General features: G+C 72.6%; 19 protein-coding genes. 10 read left to right on the forward strand and 9 right to left on the reverse strand.

All coding sequences use genetic code 11. The features are described from left to right. Window positions 1-14: 14 nt before the first annotated feature. Window positions 15-446, reverse strand: coding sequence for a division/cell wall cluster transcriptional repressor MraZ (gene mraZ / locus ACFPLC_RS45005; RefSeq protein ID WP_014467434.1), 432 nt, complete (start codon window positions 444-446; stop codon window positions 15-17). Window positions 447-952: 506 nt separating this feature from the next. Here mraZ and ACFPLC_RS45010 point away from each other — a divergent pair. Further along, window positions 953-1,918 carry a hypothetical protein gene (locus ACFPLC_RS45010; protein ID WP_378236206.1) on the forward strand — a complete coding sequence of 322 codons (966 nt, stop codon included), beginning with the start codon at window positions 953-955 and terminating at the stop codon, window positions 1,916-1,918. Window positions 1,919-1,971: 53 nt separating this feature from the next. Here ACFPLC_RS45010 and ACFPLC_RS45015 read toward each other — a convergent pair whose 3' ends face one another. From ACFPLC_RS45015 to ACFPLC_RS45030, 4 genes are read right to left on the reverse strand one after another with little or no spacing between them, the layout of a single operon-like run. Next, a complete protein-coding gene (locus ACFPLC_RS45015; protein WP_378202279.1) occupies window positions 1,972-2,697 on the reverse strand; it encodes an ESX secretion-associated protein EspG in 726 nt (241 codons plus the stop codon). After that, window positions 2,694-3,251: a PPE domain-containing protein gene (locus tag ACFPLC_RS45020; protein WP_378236207.1), complete on the reverse strand. Its 558-nt coding sequence runs from the start codon at window positions 3,249-3,251 to the stop codon at window positions 2,694-2,696. Before ACFPLC_RS45020 ends, ACFPLC_RS45015 begins: the two co-directional genes overlap by 4 nt. A gap of 14 nt (window positions 3,252-3,265) precedes the next feature. Beyond that, a complete protein-coding gene (locus tag ACFPLC_RS45025) occupies window positions 3,266-3,811 on the reverse strand; it encodes a DUF3558 domain-containing protein (RefSeq protein ID WP_378202284.1) in 546 nt (181 codons plus the stop codon). Next, on the reverse strand, window positions 3,804-4,145 hold the full coding sequence (locus ACFPLC_RS45030) for a hypothetical protein (RefSeq protein WP_378202287.1): 342 nt from the start codon (window positions 4,143-4,145) through the stop codon (window positions 3,804-3,806). The genes ACFPLC_RS45025 and ACFPLC_RS45030 overlap by 8 nt, the downstream gene beginning before the upstream one ends. 273 nt (window positions 4,146-4,418) lie before the next feature. On the opposite strand from ACFPLC_RS45030, the gene ACFPLC_RS45035 reads away from it, so the two are divergent. From ACFPLC_RS45035 to ACFPLC_RS45050, 4 genes are read left to right on the forward strand one after another with little or no spacing between them, the layout of a single operon-like run. Beyond that, window positions 4,419-5,486 carry an AAA family ATPase gene (locus tag ACFPLC_RS45035; RefSeq protein ID WP_378202290.1) on the forward strand — a complete coding sequence of 356 codons (1,068 nt, stop codon included), beginning with the start codon at window positions 4,419-4,421 and terminating at the stop codon, window positions 5,484-5,486. A 29-nt stretch (window positions 5,487-5,515) separates the two neighbouring features. Further along, on the forward strand, window positions 5,516-6,790 hold the full coding sequence (locus ACFPLC_RS45040) for a DUF58 domain-containing protein (protein ID WP_191314328.1): 1,275 nt from the start codon (window positions 5,516-5,518) through the stop codon (window positions 6,788-6,790). Then, complete coding sequence (locus ACFPLC_RS45045; protein ID WP_378202293.1) at window positions 6,787-7,023, forward strand: hypothetical protein; 237 nt, start codon at window positions 6,787-6,789, stop codon at window positions 7,021-7,023. The genes ACFPLC_RS45040 and ACFPLC_RS45045 overlap by 4 nt, the downstream gene beginning before the upstream one ends. After that, on the forward strand, window positions 7,020-9,584 hold the full coding sequence (locus tag ACFPLC_RS45050) for a transglutaminase TgpA family protein (protein ID WP_378202296.1): 2,565 nt from the start codon (window positions 7,020-7,022) through the stop codon (window positions 9,582-9,584). Before ACFPLC_RS45045 ends, ACFPLC_RS45050 begins: the two co-directional genes overlap by 4 nt. Before the next feature lie 312 nt (window positions 9,585-9,896). Here the strand turns inward: ACFPLC_RS45050 and ACFPLC_RS45055 are convergent, their stop codons facing one another. The 3 genes from ACFPLC_RS45055 to ACFPLC_RS45065 form a co-directional block, all read right to left on the reverse strand. Further along, the gene (locus ACFPLC_RS45055) at window positions 9,897-10,301 is read right to left on the reverse strand and encodes a DUF3040 domain-containing protein (RefSeq protein ID WP_378202299.1); all 405 of its coding nucleotides are present in this window, start codon (window positions 10,299-10,301) and stop codon (window positions 9,897-9,899) included. 250 nt (window positions 10,302-10,551) lie between these two features. Then, a complete protein-coding gene (gene dinB / locus ACFPLC_RS45060; RefSeq protein ID WP_191314367.1) occupies window positions 10,552-11,772 on the reverse strand; it encodes a DNA polymerase IV in 1,221 nt (406 codons plus the stop codon). A gap of 107 nt (window positions 11,773-11,879) precedes the next feature. Beyond that, window positions 11,880-12,605 carry a methyltransferase domain-containing protein gene (locus ACFPLC_RS45065; protein WP_378202302.1) on the reverse strand — a complete coding sequence of 242 codons (726 nt, stop codon included), beginning with the start codon at window positions 12,603-12,605 and terminating at the stop codon, window positions 11,880-11,882. Between the two features lie 106 nt (window positions 12,606-12,711). Between ACFPLC_RS45065 and ACFPLC_RS45070 the strand changes: the two genes are divergently transcribed. From ACFPLC_RS45070 to ACFPLC_RS45090, 5 genes are all read left to right on the forward strand, one after another. Next, the gene (locus ACFPLC_RS45070) at window positions 12,712-13,614 is read left to right on the forward strand and encodes a ParA family protein (protein WP_378202305.1); all 903 of its coding nucleotides are present in this window, start codon (window positions 12,712-12,714) and stop codon (window positions 13,612-13,614) included. A 3-nt stretch (window positions 13,615-13,617) separates the two neighbouring features. Beyond that, a complete protein-coding gene (locus tag ACFPLC_RS45075) occupies window positions 13,618-14,427 on the forward strand; it encodes a DNA-formamidopyrimidine glycosylase family protein (protein ID WP_378202308.1) in 810 nt (269 codons plus the stop codon). 124 nt (window positions 14,428-14,551) lie between these two features. Then, window positions 14,552-15,598, forward strand: coding sequence for an adenosine deaminase (gene add / locus ACFPLC_RS45080; RefSeq protein ID WP_378202311.1), 1,047 nt, complete (start codon window positions 14,552-14,554; stop codon window positions 15,596-15,598). Between the two features lie 367 nt (window positions 15,599-15,965). After that, the gene (locus ACFPLC_RS45085; RefSeq protein WP_191314320.1) at window positions 15,966-16,526 is read left to right on the forward strand and encodes a GNAT family N-acetyltransferase; all 561 of its coding nucleotides are present in this window, start codon (window positions 15,966-15,968) and stop codon (window positions 16,524-16,526) included. A 43-nt stretch (window positions 16,527-16,569) separates the two neighbouring features. Next, window positions 16,570-17,601 carry a quinone-dependent dihydroorotate dehydrogenase gene (locus ACFPLC_RS45090; protein WP_378202316.1) on the forward strand — a complete coding sequence of 344 codons (1,032 nt, stop codon included), beginning with the start codon at window positions 16,570-16,572 and terminating at the stop codon, window positions 17,599-17,601. On the opposite strand, the gene ACFPLC_RS45095 is transcribed toward ACFPLC_RS45090, so the two are convergent. Beyond that, window positions 17,573-18,979 (reverse strand): allophanate hydrolase-related protein, encoded by a 1,407-nt coding sequence (locus ACFPLC_RS45095; protein WP_378202318.1) that lies wholly within the window; start codon window positions 18,977-18,979, stop codon window positions 17,573-17,575. The genes ACFPLC_RS45090 and ACFPLC_RS45095 overlap by 29 nt on opposite strands. Window positions 18,980-19,113 lie beyond the last annotated feature (134 nt).

Here is a 19,113-nt window from a genome sequence, read left to right on the forward strand (position 1 = left end):
CCGCGACCGCACGCCTAGAAGACGCCCGGCAGTACTTCCTCTCGAGCCTTCGCGTAGCTGTCTTCGTGCTCCTCCAGGTAGCCCTGCCACGCTTGGGCGTCCCAGATCTCCAGCCTGGTGATCGCCCCGATCACCACGCACTCCTTGCTGAGCCCCGCGTAGCGGCGGAGCTCGGGCGCGATGGTGATGCGCCCCTGCCCGTCAGGGCGTTGTTCATCCGTGCCGGCGAACAGGTAGCGCTGGTAGGCCCGAACCGCCTCGTTCGTGAACGGGGCCTCGGCGACCTTCCGCGCCATCTGCTCGAACTCGGCGCGGGGGAAGACGAAGAGGCAGTGGTCCTGCCCCTTGGTAAGCATCAGCCCACCCGCCAAGGCGTCACGGAATTTCGCGGGCAGCGCGAGCCGCCCTTTGTCGTCCAGCTTCGGGGTGTGGGTGCCGAGGAACACGGCCTCCACCTCCCTACCGTCCACGGTGGCGAACCACCCCGGACGGCCACGGGGCTTCCCTTCCGCCCCACTGGCCACCACCGTACCCCACTTTTCACCACAGTCAACGCGACAAACGGGCAGACCACTCCGTCGTGTGTTCCGTTTGCGCAGGTCAGCCGGGTGGGGCCTGGTGGGGGGCGTGGTGGGGGACGGTGGCCAAGATCCCCCGCACCGGGGTCCGGAGCAACCTCAGCTGTTCCCCATGCGTCCGCATAACGGCCGCGACAGAACCCTGCACCCCCGAAGTGGGGCCCCGTGGGGGACGCACGTGGCCCAAAGTGGGGAACCAGAGCAGCCCGGCGCCGGCCCCAACGTCAGGAATGAGTCATTCACTGCATCCGACGCCAGGAATGAGTCATTCACTGCGTCGCGAAGTTGTCCACAGGCGGACGCGGATACCCCGAGTAGTCCACAGATCACACAACGGCACCTCCCGGAGCGGCCCGATCCGTCACGATCGGCGGGTGGACAGAAGATCTTGGACTCGCGACGCGGAGAGACTCTTCGCCGCCAGCCGCCGTGGCGTGATCACCGTGACCCAGCTGGAAGCCTTGGGGGTGCCACAGGAGACCAGCTACCGGCGGTGCCTTCCCGGTCGCCCCTGGCAGCGGCTCCTGCCGGGGGTGGTGCTGCTCCGCACCGGTGAGCCGACGCGCCGGCAGTTGCTCGAAGGTGCCCTTCTCCACTGCGGTGACAACGCGATCATCACCGGCATGGAGTCATGCCGGCGTCAGGGCCTGAGGCGGGAGGCAGGCACGGACGAACCGGTCCACCTGCTCCTGCCCGCCCACTTGAAGACCACCAGCTGCGGTTACGTCCTCGTCGAGCGGACCACCCGCATGCCCGTCCCGGTCCACCGCGACGGGCTCCCGCTGGCCCCCGCACCGCGAGCGGTGCTGGACGAGTGCCGGCGGTTGCGCGAACACCCGCCCATCCGGGCGTTGCTCGCCGAAGCCGTCCAGCAGCTCGGACTCGACCCGGCCGAGTTGAGCGCGGAGCTGGAAACCGGCAGCCGCCGGGGAACCGCGGTGCCTCGCGCGGTCCTCCGGGAGATCGCTCGTGGTGCCCGGTCCGCGGCGGAAGGCCTGGCGATGGGCTTGTGGCGCCGCACCGGGCTGCCGGAGCCGGTTTGGAACTTCGAGGTCCACGACGAGCACGGCCGTTACATCGCCACCCCGGACGCCTGGTGCGACGAGGTGGCCTTCGCCTGGGAGATCGACTCCTACGAGTTCCACTTCGGGCAACCCGGTTACGCGGCCACCCTCGCCCGCAACAACCGGTACGCCGCCGCCGGGATCGTCCTGGTCCAGACCGTGCCGAGCCGATTGCGCAGCGAGCCACGCGCGGTGGTCGCCGAGCTGGTCTCGGCCTATCGCACCGCCGCGACCCGCCCGCGCCCGCCCGTCAAGCTCGCCGGCCGCAGTGAATGACTCATTCATTGCGTCGGACGCCAGGAATGAGTCATTCACTGCGTTAAAGCGGCTCAGTCTTCCGGGCTCAGGAGGGCCGTGACGCGGGCCGCAAGCCGGGTGCTGTCCACCGGGCTGACCGTCACCCACTCCGCCCCACCCCGGCCCGGCGTCTTCGTCGCGCAGTAGGCCCCGACGTCGGTGTCGAACCACGTCAAGCCGCCCACCCGCGCGACCCGGCCCGATGCCGACCGGCGGAGCACGCTGAACTGCCCCGCCGCGTACACCGGGCGCGCCTGGATTGCCCGGACCTCCTCGAGCTGCGCCGACGCCGTTCCGGACCCGACCTCCGAAGCGAGCGTCGACGCCGGCAGGCTGATGCCGTACCCCGGACCCGCCGACAGCTCCGGCAGGACGTCGACGATCGCCGTCGCGAGCTCGCCCGAGCTGATCGAGTCCAGGCCGATCGTCTGCTCCGGCTGGGTCGCCAGCACCCCTCGCCGACCGCGGACCGCCGTCACCGCCCGGAACGGCGAAGACGCCGTCATGTCCGCCAGCGCCTCGCACGCGACGAACACGTCCGCGTCCGCCAGCAGGTGCAGCCGCGCGGCCAGGGCCGGCTCCAGCCGGGACCCGTCATAAAGGCCCCGCGAAGCAAGGTTCTCGTAGACGGCCTTCCGCACCTCGGCGCGTTCGGCCTCGGTCACGCCGACGCTGCGGACGCTCAGCGGTTCCGGCGGGCGGTCGTGGCCGAGGTCGGTCCACAGGATGTCGAACGCCGACGCGGAAATCCGGATCAAGCCCGCCCCAGCGCCGGCGGGGCGGGGAACTCCTCGGCGGGCACGTGCCCGCGCAGCGCGGTGTCCCGGGTCCGGAGGACGTCGATGGCCTTCTGCCGCGCGGCCTCCGCCTCGGCCCGGCGCGCCGCCATCTCCCCCGCCAGCCCGGCGAGCACGAACACGCTCCCGCTGGACGCCGCGTCGCGGATCATCGACGCCGGGTCGTAGGTCACCGGCGGCGGCATGTCGGCCCGGGCCCGCGCGGCCACCTCGGCCTGCGCGCCGACCGCCTGGCCGACCGACGCCGAGACGGCGGCGGAGTGCGAGAGCCACTGCGCGGCCCGGCCCAGCGCCGCGCGCGCCGCGTCGCCCGCCTGGCCACGCCAGTGCTCGTCCGAAGACGCGATCAGCGCCGCGACGTCGGCGGTGGACTCCTGCAGCCGTTTCGCCAGCCCGTCCCAGCGCGCGCCCGCCTCGCCCGCGGCGACCGGGTCGTTGCCGCGCTCGACCTCCGCGGCCATCGCCTCGTGGCTGTAGGCCTCGTACCGCGCGGTCGGGACGGGTGGTTCGGGCACGGCGCACCTCCTGGTCAGGGCAGCTTGGGTTCGACGAGCCCGGCCACCGTGCCCGCGCGGCGGCACGCGAGCGGGGTGTCCGAGAAGCCGGTGTTGCTGACGTCGATCTGCACGCTGGCGCCGTCGCCGACGCCGAGAAGAACCGCGCAGGTGCCGTCGGCGGCCTTCTTGTCGGCGACCTTCAGCGCGGGGTGGGCGCCGACCGTGGTCTTGGTGACGTTCTTCTTCGCGACTTCCAGATCGGCCAGGCCGTCGGTGGCGCTGAGGGTCACGGTCACCCCGAAGGTGCCGGGCACGGTCCAGTCGCACGCGCGGGCGCCGGCGATCTCCTTGGGCTTGCCGAGGACGCCGATCCCGGCGGCCGACCGGTCCTGCGGGGTGAGCAGCGTGCAGGGGTCCAGCGCGGCGAGGCCGGTCCAGGCGACCGGCGGTGGCGCGGTCGTGGCGGACCGGGACGACGCGGAGGTGTGCCCGGCCTCGGCGGGGTGCTGCCCGCAGCCACCGAGCCAGAGAAGAAGGACGGGCGCGAGCCACCGGACCGTCCGCCGCCGCTCACCCACCCGTGCAGTCCACCCCTTCGGCCGCCTGCTCGTCGGCGTGCTGGTACTTCGCCAGCGCCTCGCCGATCCGCCGCTTGAGCGTCTCCAGCTCCTTGCCGAACGCCGTCAGCTGCTGCACCGCCGAGCCCTGTCCGCCGATGCCGTACTCCGCCATGAACGCGCCGATCTCCCCGGCGTACCCGCCGCCCAGCGGCACGGTCCGGCCGAGCACCTTGGCCTCGCGGACCATCTCGCCGACGACGTCCTGCAGCCGGCCGAGCTTCGCGTAGGCGTCCGTGGCCAGCTCCGGCGCGACCGCGAAGCCGCGCAAGTCGTGGGGCAGCACCTCGCTCATATGCGGTTACGCCTCTCCGTAGCCGGGCGACCTCGAACCGCAGCATACGACAGAGCGGGGCGTCAGCGGGAGCACCCAGAATCGGGTGAACACCCACCCGTTCGGGGTATCGTCGCTGCTTGCGCAGTGTCATCGCGGGGTTCCACCCCCCGGTTCGCCCGGGTTTGACACACTGGGTGGAAGGCTGGTCGCTGCGCGCGGACAGCAGCGAGGGGGCCATTTCGGCCCGGCGGTGCGCACAACGCGCGCGGCCATGCGCCACCAGGAGGTCGAGTGACGTCGAGAATCCAGTCTGCCGCGCCCGGATCGGGCGAGCAGGCATCCGGGCGGCCGCCTTACCCGGCGGAGCCCTCGGGCAACGGCCGGGTCCACGGCCACCCCGGCAGAGTGCCGCTGGACGAGCTGCACGACACCGCCCGGCGGATCGCCGCCAACGTCGAGCGCGTGCTGGTCGGCAAGCCCGACGTCATCCGGATCGCACTGGTCACCCTGCTCGCCGAAGGCCACCTCCTGGTCGAAGACGTGCCCGGCGTCGGCAAGACGTCGCTGGCCAAGGCGCTCGCGCGGTCGATCGACTGCACGGTCAGCCGCATCCAGTTCACCCCCGACCTGCTGCCGAGCGACGTCACCGGCGTCTCCATCTACAACCGCCAGTCCGGCGAGTTCGACTTCCGCCCCGGCCCGGTGTTCGCGAACATCGTGGTGGGCGACGAGATCAACCGCGCCTCGCCGAAGACCCAGTCGGCGCTGCTGGAGTGCATGGAAGAGCACCAGGTCACCGTCGACACCTCGACCTACCGCCTCGAGCAGCCGTTCATGGTCATCGCGACCCAGAACCCGATCGAGATGGAAGGCACCTACGCGCTGCCCGAAGCCCAGCGCGACCGGTTCACCGCGCGCGTCTCCATCGGCTACCCCGACCAGCAGGCCGAGCTGGCCATGGTCGACGAGCACGCCGGCCACAACCCCCTGGAAGACCTGCAGCCGGTGTCCGACGGCGAGACCGTGCACCGGCTGATCGAGACGGTCCGCGGCGTGCACATCGCGCCGGAGGTCCGCCGGTACGCCGTCGACGTCGTCGCGGCCACCCGCGGCGTGCCGGAGATCCGGCTCGGCGCGTCCCCGCGGGCCACGCTGCACCTCGTCCGCGCGGCGCGGGCGCAGGCCGCGTTGTCGGGCCGCGACTACGTGGTGCCGGACGACCTCCACACGGTGGCCGTCCCGGTGCTGGCGCACCGGCTGGTGCTGACCACGGAAGCCCACGCGGCCCGCCGGTCGGCCACCGACGTCGTGCGCGCGGTGCTGCACCGGGTGCCGGTGCCGCAGGGCGCCCGGCCCTAGCTTTCACCTCCAACGGGGAAGAGAACGGCATGCTGCGTGCCCTGTCCGGCCTGACCACCCGCGGCCGCTGCCTCCTGGCCGCGGGGATCGCCGCCGCGGTGTGCTCGTTCGTGCTCAACGAACGCGACCTGCTGCGGGTCGCGGTGTTCGTGGTGGCGCTGCCGCTGCTGGTCGCCGCGTTCATCTCGGCGACGCGGCTGCGCATCGGCGCCACCCGCACCCTGCGCCCGCAGCGGGTCGCGGTCGGCGGCGGCAGCGAGGTGCAGCTGGAGCTGTGGCGCAGCGGACGGCTGCCCGCCGGCGAGATCCTGCTCGAAGACGGCGTCCCGTACGCGCTGGGTTCACGGCCGCGGTTCGTCGTCGAACGGCTCCCGCACGACCGGCGCGTCGCCCTGCGCTACCCCCTGCAGCCGGTGCTGCGCGGGATCCAGCAGGTCGGGCCGCTGCGCGCGACGATCACCGACCCGTTCGGGCTGTGCGAGTTCGAGCGCGAGCTGATCGGGCACTCGCGGCTGGTCGTGGTGCCCCGCGTCGTGTCGCTGTGGGGCCTGCCGAGCGGCGCGGGCATCGGCGTCGGCGACGACGGCACGGTCCGGCTGCACGCCGGCCAGGGTGAGGCCGACGTGATCGTCCGCCAGTACCGCCAGGGCGACGACCTGCGGAAGGTGCACTGGCGCTCGACCGCCCGCCGCGACGAGATCATGGTCCGCGTCGAGGAGCGCCCGTGGCGCGGCGGCACGACGGTGCTGCTGGACCACCGAGCGGCCGCCCACCACGGCGCCGGCCCGGCGGCGAGTCTGGAGTGGGCGGTGTCGTTCGCGGCATCGGCGGCCCTGCACCTGCGCCGCTCGGGCCACCGCGTCCGGCTGGTGAGCGAGCACGGCGTCACGCTCGCGGACACCCCGGGCGACGGCGGGGACCATTACGACCACGTGGTGCTGGACGCACTGGCGGCGCTGCAGCCGGCGCACCAGCGCGACATCACGCTGGCCGGCGACCCGGCGGAGGGCCAGGAGCTGATCGCGGTGCTCGGCACGGTCAGCACGGAGGCGGTGCACGAGCTGACCCAGTACCGCCCGCGCGGGATCCGGAGCTTGGCGGTACTGCTGGACACGCCGACGTGGTCGGCGGGGGTTTCGGCCCCCGAGCAGAGAGCCGCGGCGACGGAGGACTCGGCGGCGCTGCTGCGCGCGGCCGGGTGGGGCGTGATCGTCGCCGGGCCGGGGTCGCCGATGCCGCAGGTGTGGGCCGAGCTGTGCCGCAGCGGAGCTCGCCGCGGGACGCTGATCGGGGGTCCGCGATGAGCACCGCCCGGCACGCACCGGACCGCGACCCGCGCCAACCCGCGCAGCAGCCGCACGCCGAGCGGCGGCCCGCCATCAGCCGCACCCTGCACGCGCCAGCCCGCGATCCGCGCCGGGTTGTGCGGCAGCGGCACGCGATGAGCAGCGCCCCGCGCGCCGAGCTCGCCCGCAACCCGCGCCAAACCACGCCGAGCACCGCCCGCCACCACTTCCTGATCGGGGGTCCGCGATGAGCACCGCCGCCCCGCCGCGGAAGTTAGACCGGCCCGCGCCCCGGCCGGAGCGGCCGCTTTCCGCCTGGCGCAGCAGCGTTCTCGCGCCCGTCGCCGCCGGGGTTGCGACCCTGTGCGCCGCCACCTCGGTCACCAGCGTCGTCTCCGGGCTGGCCTGGTTCGGGTACCTGTTCGTCGCCGTCCTGCTCATCGGGGCCGCCGGGCTGGCTCTGCGCTCGCTGCAGGCGCCGACCGTCCTCGTCGGCTTGGGACAGCTGCTCGTCCTGCTCTTCCTCATCACCGGCGCCTTCACCACGCACGGCATCCTGCAGGTCATCCCCGGCCCGGAAGCGTTTTCCGAGATCGGGACCACGCTGTCGAGCGCCGCCGAGCAGATCCGCGTCGGACTGCCGCCGGTCGAGGGCAGCCAGCCGATCCTGTGCCTCGTCACCATCCTCATCGGGCTGGTCGCCGTCCTCGTCGACACGCTGACCGTCGCCGCCGCGGCGCCCGCGGCGACCGGGCTCGTGCTTCTGTGCGTCTACGCCGTGCCGGCCGCGCTGAGCGAAGAAATGCTGCCGTGGTGGACGTTCCTGCTCGGCGGGGCGGCGTTCGCCGGCCTGCTCGCCGTCGACGGCAACCACCGGCATCGGCGCTGGCGCACCCGGGAGGCCCCGGGGCGCAGCGGCAAGCCGGGCGTGCTCTCCGCGCCGGTCGCGGTCGTCTGCGCGGCGATCGTGCTCGGCCTGCTGGGCGGAGCGATCTCCTGGGTCGGCACCATCGGGCGGATGCCGTTCGGCGAGGGCGGCAACGGCCCCGGCACGGGCTCCGGCGGCTTCGGCATCCAGCCGTTCACCGAGCTGCGCGGCATGCTCGACCAGGGGTCGAACCGCGAGCTGTTCAAGGTCCGCGGCCTCGGCACCGACCGGCGGCTGCTGCGCGCGATGACGCTGGACACCTACTACCCCAACAAGGGCTGGGGCCTGCACGATGAAGGCCGTTCGCAGCAGGGCGTCCCGGTCGGCCCGCAGCTGCCGCCCGCCCCCGGCGACGACGGCACCGGCACCGCGCGCCGGATCGACGTCGAGCCGGCCAGCTGGCGGGACAACTGGCTGCCGGTGTACGGCGCGCCGCGCGTGATCGACGGCGCGGGCACCGGCTACCTCTACGACCAGATCAGCGGCACGGTGTTCACCACCCGCAGCGAAGCGCCGCCGGCGTACACCGAATACGCGTCGCTGAAGGAACCGACGGCCGCGGAGCTGCGCGTGACGCCGCGCGTCGACGACCTGCCGCCGCGCTACACCCAGCTCGACCGGGTCGACGACCGCGTCCGCGCGAAGACCGAGCAGCTGATCGCCGGCGCGTCCAACGACTTCGACCGGGCCACGGCGATCTGGCGCTACTTCACCGCGCAGCAAGGGTTCGTCTACGACACGAAGACCGCGCCGGCGAACGACGCCGACGCGCTCGCCGACTTCATCCTCAACGGCAAGCGCGGCTTCTGCGAACAGTTCGCTTCGGCGATGGGCGTGATGCTGCGGGTGGCGGGCATCCCGTCGCGGGTGGCGATCGGTTTCACGCCGGGCGTGCAGGTCAACGACTACCTGTCGATCACCACCCAGGACGCGCACGCGTGGGTCGAGGCCTACTTCGGTGACAAGGGCTGGGTGACGTTCGACCCGACGCCGCTGTCCGACGGCCGCGGCATCACCCCGTCGTACCTGCAGGCCGGCCCGCAGAACGGCAACCAGCCGGACGACACCCAGGTGGCGCCGAGCACGGTCCAGTCGAGCGCGGCGCCGACCGGCGTCCCCCGCGACAACGAGCCGAACCTCCCGGCGCAGGCGGCCAAGGACACGTCGAGCGGCGACGACTGGCTGTTCGACGTCGCGGTGGCGCTCGCCGCACTGGGCGCGGTCGCGCTGGCCGCCGCGGCGCTGCTGCGGCGGGTGCTGGATCGCGGACGTCCACGGCCGGGGGACGGCGGTCCGGCGCCCGGGCCCGCCGACGGCGACCGAAGCGAGGGCTCGCTGCTGGTGAGAGCGCCGGCGCCGGTCGCGGCACCGTCCCGGTTCCAGGCACTGGTCGGCTGGCTGCCGCTGCTGGCGGTGGCGCTCTGGATCACCGCGCTGGGCCTGCTCGCGGCGACGGTGGTCTGGTGGCTCGGGCTGCTGGTCGTGGTGCTGCAGCTCCTGCTGGCGGGCCCGGCGATGGCCCGCGAGGTCGTCCGACGACGGCGCCTGCAGCGCATCGTCCAGCACCAGCCGGGCGCGTCGGACGCGGCCTGGGCGGAGCTGCGAGCGGAGTGCGCGGACCGCGGCCTCCCGATCCCGAGCAGCGACACGGTCCGCGTGGCGGGCCAGAAGCTGGCGGCGAAGCACCACCTCGACGACGACGGTCGCCAGAGCCTCCGGACGGTCATCGGCGTACTGGAGAGGTCCTGGTACGGCCAAGACGACGCCCCGCAGCCGGAGCTCCCGCCGGCGTTCGAGGGACTGCGGCAGAGCCTTCGCCGCAACGCGCCGCTCTCGTGGAAGGGAAAGCTGTTCCCCCGCTCGATCTTCCGCAACCGCACCTGACCCACCCCGAAGCCCTCGCCCCAAACGGTCAACTCGCGTGTCTGAAGGGTCAACTCGCGTGATTGGACGGTCGACTCGCGTGATTGAAGGGTCAACTCGCGTGTCTGGAGGGCATCACGTGTGTCGCCCCTCCAATCACGCGAGATGTCCCTTCAATCACGGGTGATGCCTCTTCAGTCACGGGTGGGTCACCCGGGTGGGGGTCACCCGGTGTTACCGCGGCCGGGTGGGATGCCGTGGGCTGATTGAGCACACAAGAAGATCCGCGTCCCGCCGAACAGGGCGGGACGCGGATCTCGTGGTCTTGCGGCGCTACTGCTCCTCGAAGCGCTGGCGGAAGCGCTCCTCCATCCTCTGGGTGAAGGAACTCCGGCGGCCCGATGGCTTGCCGCCGCGGGTGGCCGGCCCACCGCCCTTGCCGTCTCCGTCGGCGCCGTGCCGAATCGATGTGACGGCCATCATGACTCCGAAGAACATCACGAGGAACCCGAGCACGCTGATCAGCGGGATGTCGGCCACCCGGAACTGCGGCACCACCACGCCCAGCACCAGCAGGGCCACGCCCACTACGAACAGGGCGATGCCCTGAATACGCCGTCGGCGAGCGGGGCGACGCAACCGGGTGCCACGCACCGTGGATGCGAACTTGGGGTCCTCGGCATAGAGCTCGCGCTCGATCTGATCGAGCAGCCGCTGCTCATGCTCGGAGAGTGGCATCTTTCCTCCTCCGGCACAGCTGTCGCGGGCGCCGGGCCGCGCAACGTCCTGGACCCAACAGCCAACCCCAGGCGGGGTGGCACTGTCCAGGATACGAGGCCCGCGCCCGCACGACTACCCGATCCCGCATCCAGAAGGGATCGAATTGGGCTAAATCCAGACTGAAGGGCGTTGCGGACCGTCACCGTCGCCGATCGTGACCGTTTTGCAGCTTGACCGCCGTTGTGGGGGAACCCCGCCAAGCGGAAGATCACCGTCCGTGCTCCCGGGGCCCCAGCAGGGACGCGGGCCGCACCGCCGCCGAACCGAACTTCGACCGCGCGACGTCGGCCGCCACCTCCGCGTCGCGCCAGCGGGGTGCCGGGGACTCGAACACCAGCTGCTCCCCCGCCTCCCCCGTGTCGAGCCCTTCGACGCGGACGCCGATCAGCCGCACCGCCCCGGTCGGCGCGTGCTCGGTGAGCAGCGCCACGGCCACCGCGTGGATCTCGCGCGCCACGTCCGTCGCCGCGACCAGCGTGCGGGCCCGGGTGATCGTGCGGAAGTCCGCGAACCGCACCTTGATCGACACCGTCCGGCCGCGCACGCCACGCTCCCGCAACGTCGCGCCGACCCGCTCCGAAAGCCGCAGCAGCTCCAGCGCGAGCGAAGCCCGGTCGTGCCGGTCGACGTCGAAGGTGTGCTCCGCGCCGATCGACTTCTCCGGCGAGTCGACCACCACCGCCCGCTCGTCGACCCCGTGCGCGAGCCGGTACAGGTGTTCCCCGGCCGCCACGCCCAGCGACTTCTTCAGCCGCTCCGGCGGGAACGCGGCGACGTCGGCGATCGTGGCCAGGCCCAGCCGCCGCAGGTGCTCCTCGGTCCGCGCGCCGACGCCCCACAGCGCCGACACCGGCAGCGGGTGCAGGAACGCCAGCGTCTCCGCCGCCGGCACCACGACCATGCCGTCCGGCTTCGCCATCCCCGACGCCAGCTTCGCGACGAACTTGACCTTCGCCACCCCCACCGAGCAGGTGATCCCGTGCTCGGCCGCCACCCGCGAGCGGATCTCCGCGCCCAGCGACGCCGGTGTTGCGCCCAGCCGCCGCAGCGCCCCGCTGACGTCCAGAAACGCCTCGTCGAGGCTGAGCGGTTCGACCAGCGGCGTCAGCTCGCGGAAGATCCCCATCACCCCGCGCGACACCGAGCTGTACAGCCCCGACGTCGGCGGGATGTTGATCAAGTGCGGGCACAGCCGCTTCGCCGTCGAGAACGGCATCGCCGAGCGCACGCCGAACTTGCGCGCCGGGTAGTTCGCCGCGGCCACGACCGCCCGCGGCCCGCCCCCGGACACCACGACCGGCTTGTCCGCCAGCTCGGGCCGGGTCCGCAGCTCCACCGACACGAAGAACGCGTCCATGTCGACGTGCAGCATCCCGCACCCGGTGTCGTCCGGCACCGGCTCTCCCGGCCGGACGCGGAACCGGCCCATCCCGCCCGGCAACTCGGCATTTCGCCCCACACCCGAGGACGCTACCGGCCACCCCCGACAGTTTCGGATCACCGGGCAGCGCGACGGCGGAAACCCGCCGGAAGGGGTCAGGCCGGACGCGCCACCGCGTGCAGCCGGCCCGCGATGTCCCGCAGGGCCGGCGTCCCCGCCGCGACCCGCTCGAACTCCGCCAGCTCGTCGTCCCGGACGTCGCCGGTGACCAGGTCCGAGATCACCCGGTCGCCCTGCAGCAGCGTGACTTCCAGGCCGGCCGCCTCCAGGCCGGCACGCAGGCCGTCGGCGGAGAAGCGGCGCAGCACCGTGTCGCCCGCGACGACTCCGTCGGCGCTCTCGAGCAGCTGCCGGGCCTCGCCGACCCGGCCGGCCAGCGCGCGGTGGAACGCCACCGCGTGCCGGTTCGCGACCAGCACCGACACCGCGCCACCCGGCGCGACCGCCGTCGCGAGGGCCGTGAGCACCGCGGCCGGGTCGTCGACGATCTCCAGCAGCCCGTGCGCCAGCACCAGGTCGGCCGAGCCGGCCTCGACGTGCCGGCCCAGGGCGTCCGAGTCGTCCGCGACCACCGTGATCAGTTCGGAGACGCCTTCTTCCTCGGCCCGGCGCTGCAGTGTGGCCAGCGCGTTCGGGCTCGGTTCGACGACCGTCACCCGGCAGCCGGCCGCCGCGAACGGCACCGCCCAGCCACCGCTGCCGCCGCCCACGTCGACGACGCGGGGGTGCTCGGCGCCCCGCGCGCGGGCGGCCTTCAGCTCGGCCTCGAGCACCCGGCGGACGGCGCCCGAACCCCGGGCGGCCACGGTCTCCGTCTTCATGTCGCACAGGGTAGTGCCCGCCTCCACCCGCCTCCCGAGCTCCTCCCTTCGAGTGAACGGCCCTTGCCCGGCGGCGCCTTTCCCGCGCACCCGTAGGCTGGAGACCGTGCACACGGTCGCCGTACTCAGCCTCAAGGGAGGCGTCGGCAAGACGACGGTCGCTCTCGGTATCGCGTCCGCCGCTTTGCGTAGGGGCACGCGGACGCTGGTCGTCGACCTCGACCCGCAGGGCAACGCCACCACCTCGCTCGACCCGCCCTTCACCGACGCGACCCTCGCGGACGTGCTCGAGACCCCGACCCGCGAAACGCTGGAGCGCGCGATCGCCCCGAGCGTCTGGAGCGAGGACGTCGACGTCCTCGTCGGCACCGAAGAGCTGGAGCTGCTCAACGACCCGGACGCCGACAGCCAGCGCCTGGCGAACTTCTCTCGCGCGCTCGACGAGCTGCACCGCACGCCGCTGCGCGAAACGCCGTACGAGCTGGTGATCCTCGACTGCCCGCCGTCGCTGGGCCGCCTGACGAAGTCGGCGCTGGTCGCCGCGGACAGCGCCCTGATCGTCACCGAGCCGACGATGTACGCCGTGGCCGGCGCGGGCCGCGCCCTGGAGGCGATCGAGAAGATCCGCAAGGAGCTCAACCCGGACCTGCGGCCGATCGGCGTTCTGGTGAACAAGCTGCGCGTGCGCTCCTACGAGCACCAGTTCCGGATCGCCGAGCTGCGCGAGAACTTCGGCTCGCTGGTCATGCCGACGGCGATCACCGACCGGCTCGCGGTGCAGCAGGCCCAGGGCGCCTGCAGCCCGATCCACGAGTGGCACTCGCCGGGCGCCCAGGAGATCGCGCTGACGTTCAACATGGTGTTGGCGAAGATCCTGCGCTCCAACCGGGCGGGCCGGCACCGCATCGCCGGCGAGGACGCCGAGGGCCCGGACTGGCCCGAAGGCCCGGCCCCGGAGACCCCCGAGGCCCCCGACACGCCCGCCGAGGTGTCCGAATCCGCGGGGTGAGCCGTGCCCGAAGGTGACACCGTCTTCCTGGTCGCCAAGCGCTTCGCGAAGGCGATGGCCGGGAAGACGTTGCTGCGCGGCGAATTCCGCGTGCCGCAGCTGGCCACTGTGGACCTTTCCGGCCGCGAGGTGCTCGGGGTCGGGACGGTGGGCAAGCACCTGTTCACCCGCTTCTCCGGCGATCTGACGCTGCACTCGCACCTGATGATGGACGGGATGTGGGACGTCTACCCGGCCGGCGCCAAGTGGCGGCGGCCCGGCCACCACGCCCGCGTGATCTTCACCGCGGCCGACGTCCAGGTGATCGGCTTCCGCGTCCACGACCTGAAACTCGTGGCCACGAGCAAGGAACACGACCTCGTCGCCCACCTCGGCCCGGACCTGCTCGATCCGGAGTGGACGGAGGAACACGCGGCCCGCGCGGCCGCGGCCTTGGCGGCCGACCCGGCTCGCGAGCTCGGGCTCGCCTTGCTGGACCAGCGGGTCATGGCGGGCGTCGGCAACCTTTACAAGTGCGAAATCGCTTTCCTGCTCGGGGTCACGCCGTGGACGCCGGTGTCCGAAGTGGACGCCGCGCGCACGGTCGCGCTGGCCCGCAGGCTGTTGCTCGCCAACGCCCTCGCCGGGCGCTTCGACCAGAGCACCACCGGCCACCTCGACCGCAACCGCAAGAACTGGGTGTACGAGCGCACCCGCCAGGGCTGCTTCCGCTGCGGCGGCAAGCTCCTGGTCCGCACCCAGGGCCACGACGTCCGGCAGCGGCCGACGTGGTTCTGCCCGAAGGACCAGGCAGGCCCGTACCCCGAGCAGTAAGCTGGGTGACGTGACGACCTTCAAGCTCCCGCTCTACGGGGCCGACGCCGAACGCGGCGACCTCGCTCCCTGAGCCGCGCGCGCTCCTTCCGTCACCTCACCCGAACACCCAGGGAGCTTTGTCATGCCCGGAATCCTCTCCGGGCAGGCGCTGCGCGCGTTCGCGCACGCCCTGCCCAAGGTCGAACTGCACGTCCACCTCGTCGGCTCGGCGAGTCTGCCGACCGTGCTGGAGCTCGCGCGGAGACGTCCCTCCGCCGGCGTCCCCACCGACGAACGCGAACTGGCGGAGTTCTTCACCTTCCGCGACTTCGCCCACTTCCTCACCGTCTACCTCGCGGTGACCTCGCTGGTGCGCGACCGCCACGACGTCCACACGCTCGTGGCGGGCCTGGCCGCGGACCTCGCCGCGCACAACTGCCGCTACGCCGAAGTCACCGTGACGCCGTACAACCACCTGCTCGACGGCGTGTCCGGCGACGACCTGCTGACCGGACTGGAAACCGGCCGGGCCCGCGCCGCCGAACTGGGCGTCGAACTGGCCTGGTGCTTCGACATTCCGGGCGAAAAGGGCCGCCGGGCCGGGCAGGAGACCCTCGTGTTCGCGCTGCGCGAACGCCCCGAAGGCCTGGTGTCGTTCGGGCTCGGCGGCCCGGAGCTCGGCGTCGGGCGGGCGCAGTTCGAGCCGTACTTCACCCGGGCGCGGGAAGCCGGGCTGCACAGCGTCCCGCACGCCGGGGAGACCACCGGGCCGGCCACCATCTGGAGCGCGCTGCACGACCTCGGCGCCGAGCGGATCGGCCACGGCACCAGCTGCGCCGCCGACCCGGCACTGCTCGAACACCTTGCCGCGCACCGGATCCCGCTCGAAGTGTGCCCGACGTCGAACGTGCGGACCGGGCAGGTCGCCGGCATCGCCGCGCACCCGGTGCGGCGCATGCTCGACCACGGCGTCGTCGTGACGCTCAACACCGACGACCCGCCGATGTTCGGCGCCACGCTCACCGGCGAGTACGTCGCCGTCGCCGAGGCGCTGGGCCTCACCGCGGCCGAACTGGGCCGGCTGGCGGAGAACGCCGTCGACGCCTCCTTCCTCGACGAGCAGCGGAAAGCCGTCCTGCGGACCGAGATCACAGAAATGACGTTGCACGGCACGCCGAACTTCACCTAGCGTGGCAGTACACGAGAAAGGAGGTGGTCCTAAGTTGTATTCCAACAGGACTCGTGAGGTGGCTGTCCGCTAGCGGATGGCACGTGGAGGACTTTGAGCAGCGATACAACCGAGCCACCTTCGGCTCATCGCCTGCTTCACGTGGTGCCTGATAGCGAATACCAGGCAGTCACCGTGCCCCCGGGGTTCCCGAGCACCAGTCCGGCTCGGGCTCAGGCGTTTGACGGCGCTTGAGAGCACCCCCGGGGGCCCCTTTATTTCGCTCATTCGTGCAGGTCGTGCCACCCGGCGTAGCAAGACGACCGTCCGGCGATCAGCGTTCCGGTGTTCTGTCCCCCGGACGGCTGAAGCTCGCTAGCCTGGACGCATGCTCAGGCCCGACTACCCGATCACCACGGCGCGGCTGATCCTGCGCCCGTTCACGTCCGGGGACCTCGACGCGCTGAACTCCTTCCAGTCCCGCGCCGATGTCGCCCGCTACCTCTACTGGGGTCCGCGCAGCCGCGCCGAGTCGGCCGCGGCGCTCGCCAAACGGGTGCACAGCTCGACGTTGACGAAGGAAGGGCAGTTCCTGGCCGTGGCGGTCGAGCTGGCCGCGACCGGCCAGCTGATCGGCGACCTGAACCTGGAGTGGCTGAGCAGCGAACACCGCCAGGGTGAGATCGGGTTCGTCTTCCACCCGGACCACCACGGCAAGGGCCTGGCCGCCGAGGCGACCACCGAGCTGCTGCGGCTGGGCTTCGAAGACCTGGGCCTGCACCGCATCATCGGCCGCTGCGACGGCCGGAACACCGCGTCCGCCGCGCTGATGGAACGCCTCGGCATGCGCCGCGAGGCGCACCTCAGGGAAAACGAGATCGTCAAGGGCGAGTGGACCGACGAGCTGATCTACGCGATGCTCGAAGACGAGTGGAAGGACCGCGACTGAGGGCTGGGGTCGCGGGTTCCGGGCGATTTGGCAGCATAGGGGCGTGTTCTTCGACAAGATCGTCCGCCCGGCGCTGTACCGGCTGTCCTACCATGACCCCGAGCTGGTGCACGAGCGCACGATCGGCGTCCTGGCCCGGTTCGGCAAGCTCGCACCTCGCGGCGTTCTTCGCGTCAACGACCCGGTGACCGTGCTGGGCCTGCGGTTCCCCAACCGCGTCGGCCTGGCCGCGGGGATGGACAAGAACGGCCGCGCGCTGCCGGCGTGGGCCGCGCTGGGCTTCGGGTTCGTCGAAGTCGGCACGGTGACGCGGCTCGCCCAGCCGGGCAACCCGAAACCGCGGCTGTTCACCCTGCCCACCAGCGACGCGATCATCAACCGCATGGGCTTCAACAACGACGGCGCGGCCGCACTCGCGGCGAAACTCGCCCGCGACGGCAAGCCGGGCGTCCCGCTGGGGATCAGCATCGGCAAGTCGAAGGTGACGCCGCTCGAAGAAGCCGTCGAGGACTACCGGTTCTCGCTGCGGGCGCTGCACCCGTACGCGGACTACTTCGCGATCAACGTCAGCTCGCCGAACACGCCGGGGCTGCGGCAGCTGCAGGACCGCACCGCGCTCGCCGAACTGCTCGGCGAGCTGCGTTCGACGTCCCTCGAGCTCGCCGGTGGGGCATCGCCGACGCCGGTGCTGGTGAAGGTCGCGCCCGACCTGACCGACGACGCGCTGGCCGAGCTGCTGGAGGTCGCGCTCGAGCACGGCGTCGCCGGGATCATCGCCACGAACACGACGCTGTCCCGCGACGGCGTCACGCCCGCGGAAAGCGGCCTGGCCGGACAGGCGGGAGGGCTGTCCGGCCGGCCGCTGACCACCCGCGCGGCCGAGGTCGTGCGGTTCGTGCACGACCACACCGGCGGGAACCTGCCGATCATCGGCGTGGGCGGGATCCTGGGCCCGGACGACGCGATCCGGCTCGTCGACGCCGGTGCGTCGCTCGTGCAGCTGTACACGGGCTTCGCGCTGCACGGGCCGGGCCTGGTGCGCCGCGTCAGCCGGGGTCTCGCAGCCCGGCGGTAGACGCGAAGCGCACGTACCCGCGCCAGGATTCGTAGCGGTCCAGACCAGGTCCGTCCGCCGTCACGCAGCGGACGGCCAAGGGTGCGGTGCCGTCGTCCAGCACGACGCGGTCGAGCACGAACGGCTCCTTCAGCGTGGCGGCGAACCGCTCGAACGCGGCCGGGGACAGCCGCCAGCGCTCGCCGTCGAGGGCGCTGCTGCCCTCGACGACACCCGGCTGCGGCGGTTCGGTGTCCAACAGCACCATCCGGTAGCCCTCGGTGGTCCGGACCGGTCCGGTGAACCGGGCACCCAGTGCGACGAGGTCGGCGTTGAGCGGCTGGCCACGCAGGTGGGCGCCGAACACGACGACGTCCTCCCCCAGCTCGGGGTAGGGCGTCATCGGCTCGTCCGTGCAGACGGTCGCCAGGTCGAGGGCGATCTGGTCTTCGAACGCGCGCGTCAGGAAGGTGACGCCGAACGGGCGGCGGTCGCCCGGCAGCACCGGGACGGTCACCGCGGCCACGTCGAGGAGGTTCGCGAAAGCCGTGCAGGCGGCCAGGCGGTGGCCCACGCCGGCCGGGTCGGCCAGCGCTTCGGCGATCCCCGGGTGCTCCGGCACGGTCGGCAGGAGCAGGGCGTCGAAGCCGTCGAAACCGCGCTCCGGAAGGGAGATCGGGGTGAGCACGGCGCCGGCCGCGGTCAGCCGGGCGACGACGGTGTCGAGCGCGAGGGTCGCCGCCTCGCCGAGCGGAAGGTCCGACGGGTAGGCGATCCGCGGGTGCTCGCCGGCGCCGAGGCGGACGTCGGCGGGCCAGGAGCGGTCGCCGCCGGTCATCAGCGCGAGCGCGTGGCGGGCCGCGACCAGGCCGCTCGCGTACACGGAGACGTTGTCGGCGGCGGGCAGCAGGCCGCGCGTCGGCTTCACCGCGGCGATGGCGTTCAGCGCGGCCGGGACGGCGCCCCCGGTGCTCAGCGCCAGGTCGACGACGCCGAGCGCGACGGCGACCGCGGCGCCGTTGCCGCCGGCCTTGGTGCGGTCCCAGGCGCCGGAGATCAGGGCGGCGCCGGTCTTGCCGAGCACGACGGCGCCGGCGGCGGTGAGCCGCGCGACGACGGGCGCGCTGGTTTCCGGGACGCCGTGGCCGGAGGGCTGTTTCGCGACGTCGATGAGGTCTTGGACGGCGATGACCGTGCCGGCCAGCGGGAGGTTTTCGCCGGCTTTGACGCGTTCGTCGACGGCCTTGGCGTCGACGAGGACGTCTTCGACGGCGCGCAGGGTGGTCCAGAGTTCGGGGCGGCCGGCCTCGGTGAGGCGTTCGAAGGCCGCGATGACGCGCTGGGAGGCAGTGGGCGGGGTGATCGGCACGGGGTCCGGGTCCGGCGGGAGCGTGTTCACGGGGCGTCCTTTCCTCGGCGGTCGAGAAAGTCCACTGTGTACGGTCGGCGCCGGCGATCCTCAGTGCACGGCGGGCCTCCCGGCGAGTGACACCTCGGCATGCATGACAGAAACGTTAGGGCGCGGACGTTTCC

The sequence above is a fragment of the Amycolatopsis plumensis genome (assembly GCF_042652605.1).
Classification (GTDB): Bacteria; Actinomycetota; Actinomycetes; order Mycobacteriales; family Pseudonocardiaceae; genus Amycolatopsis; species Amycolatopsis plumensis.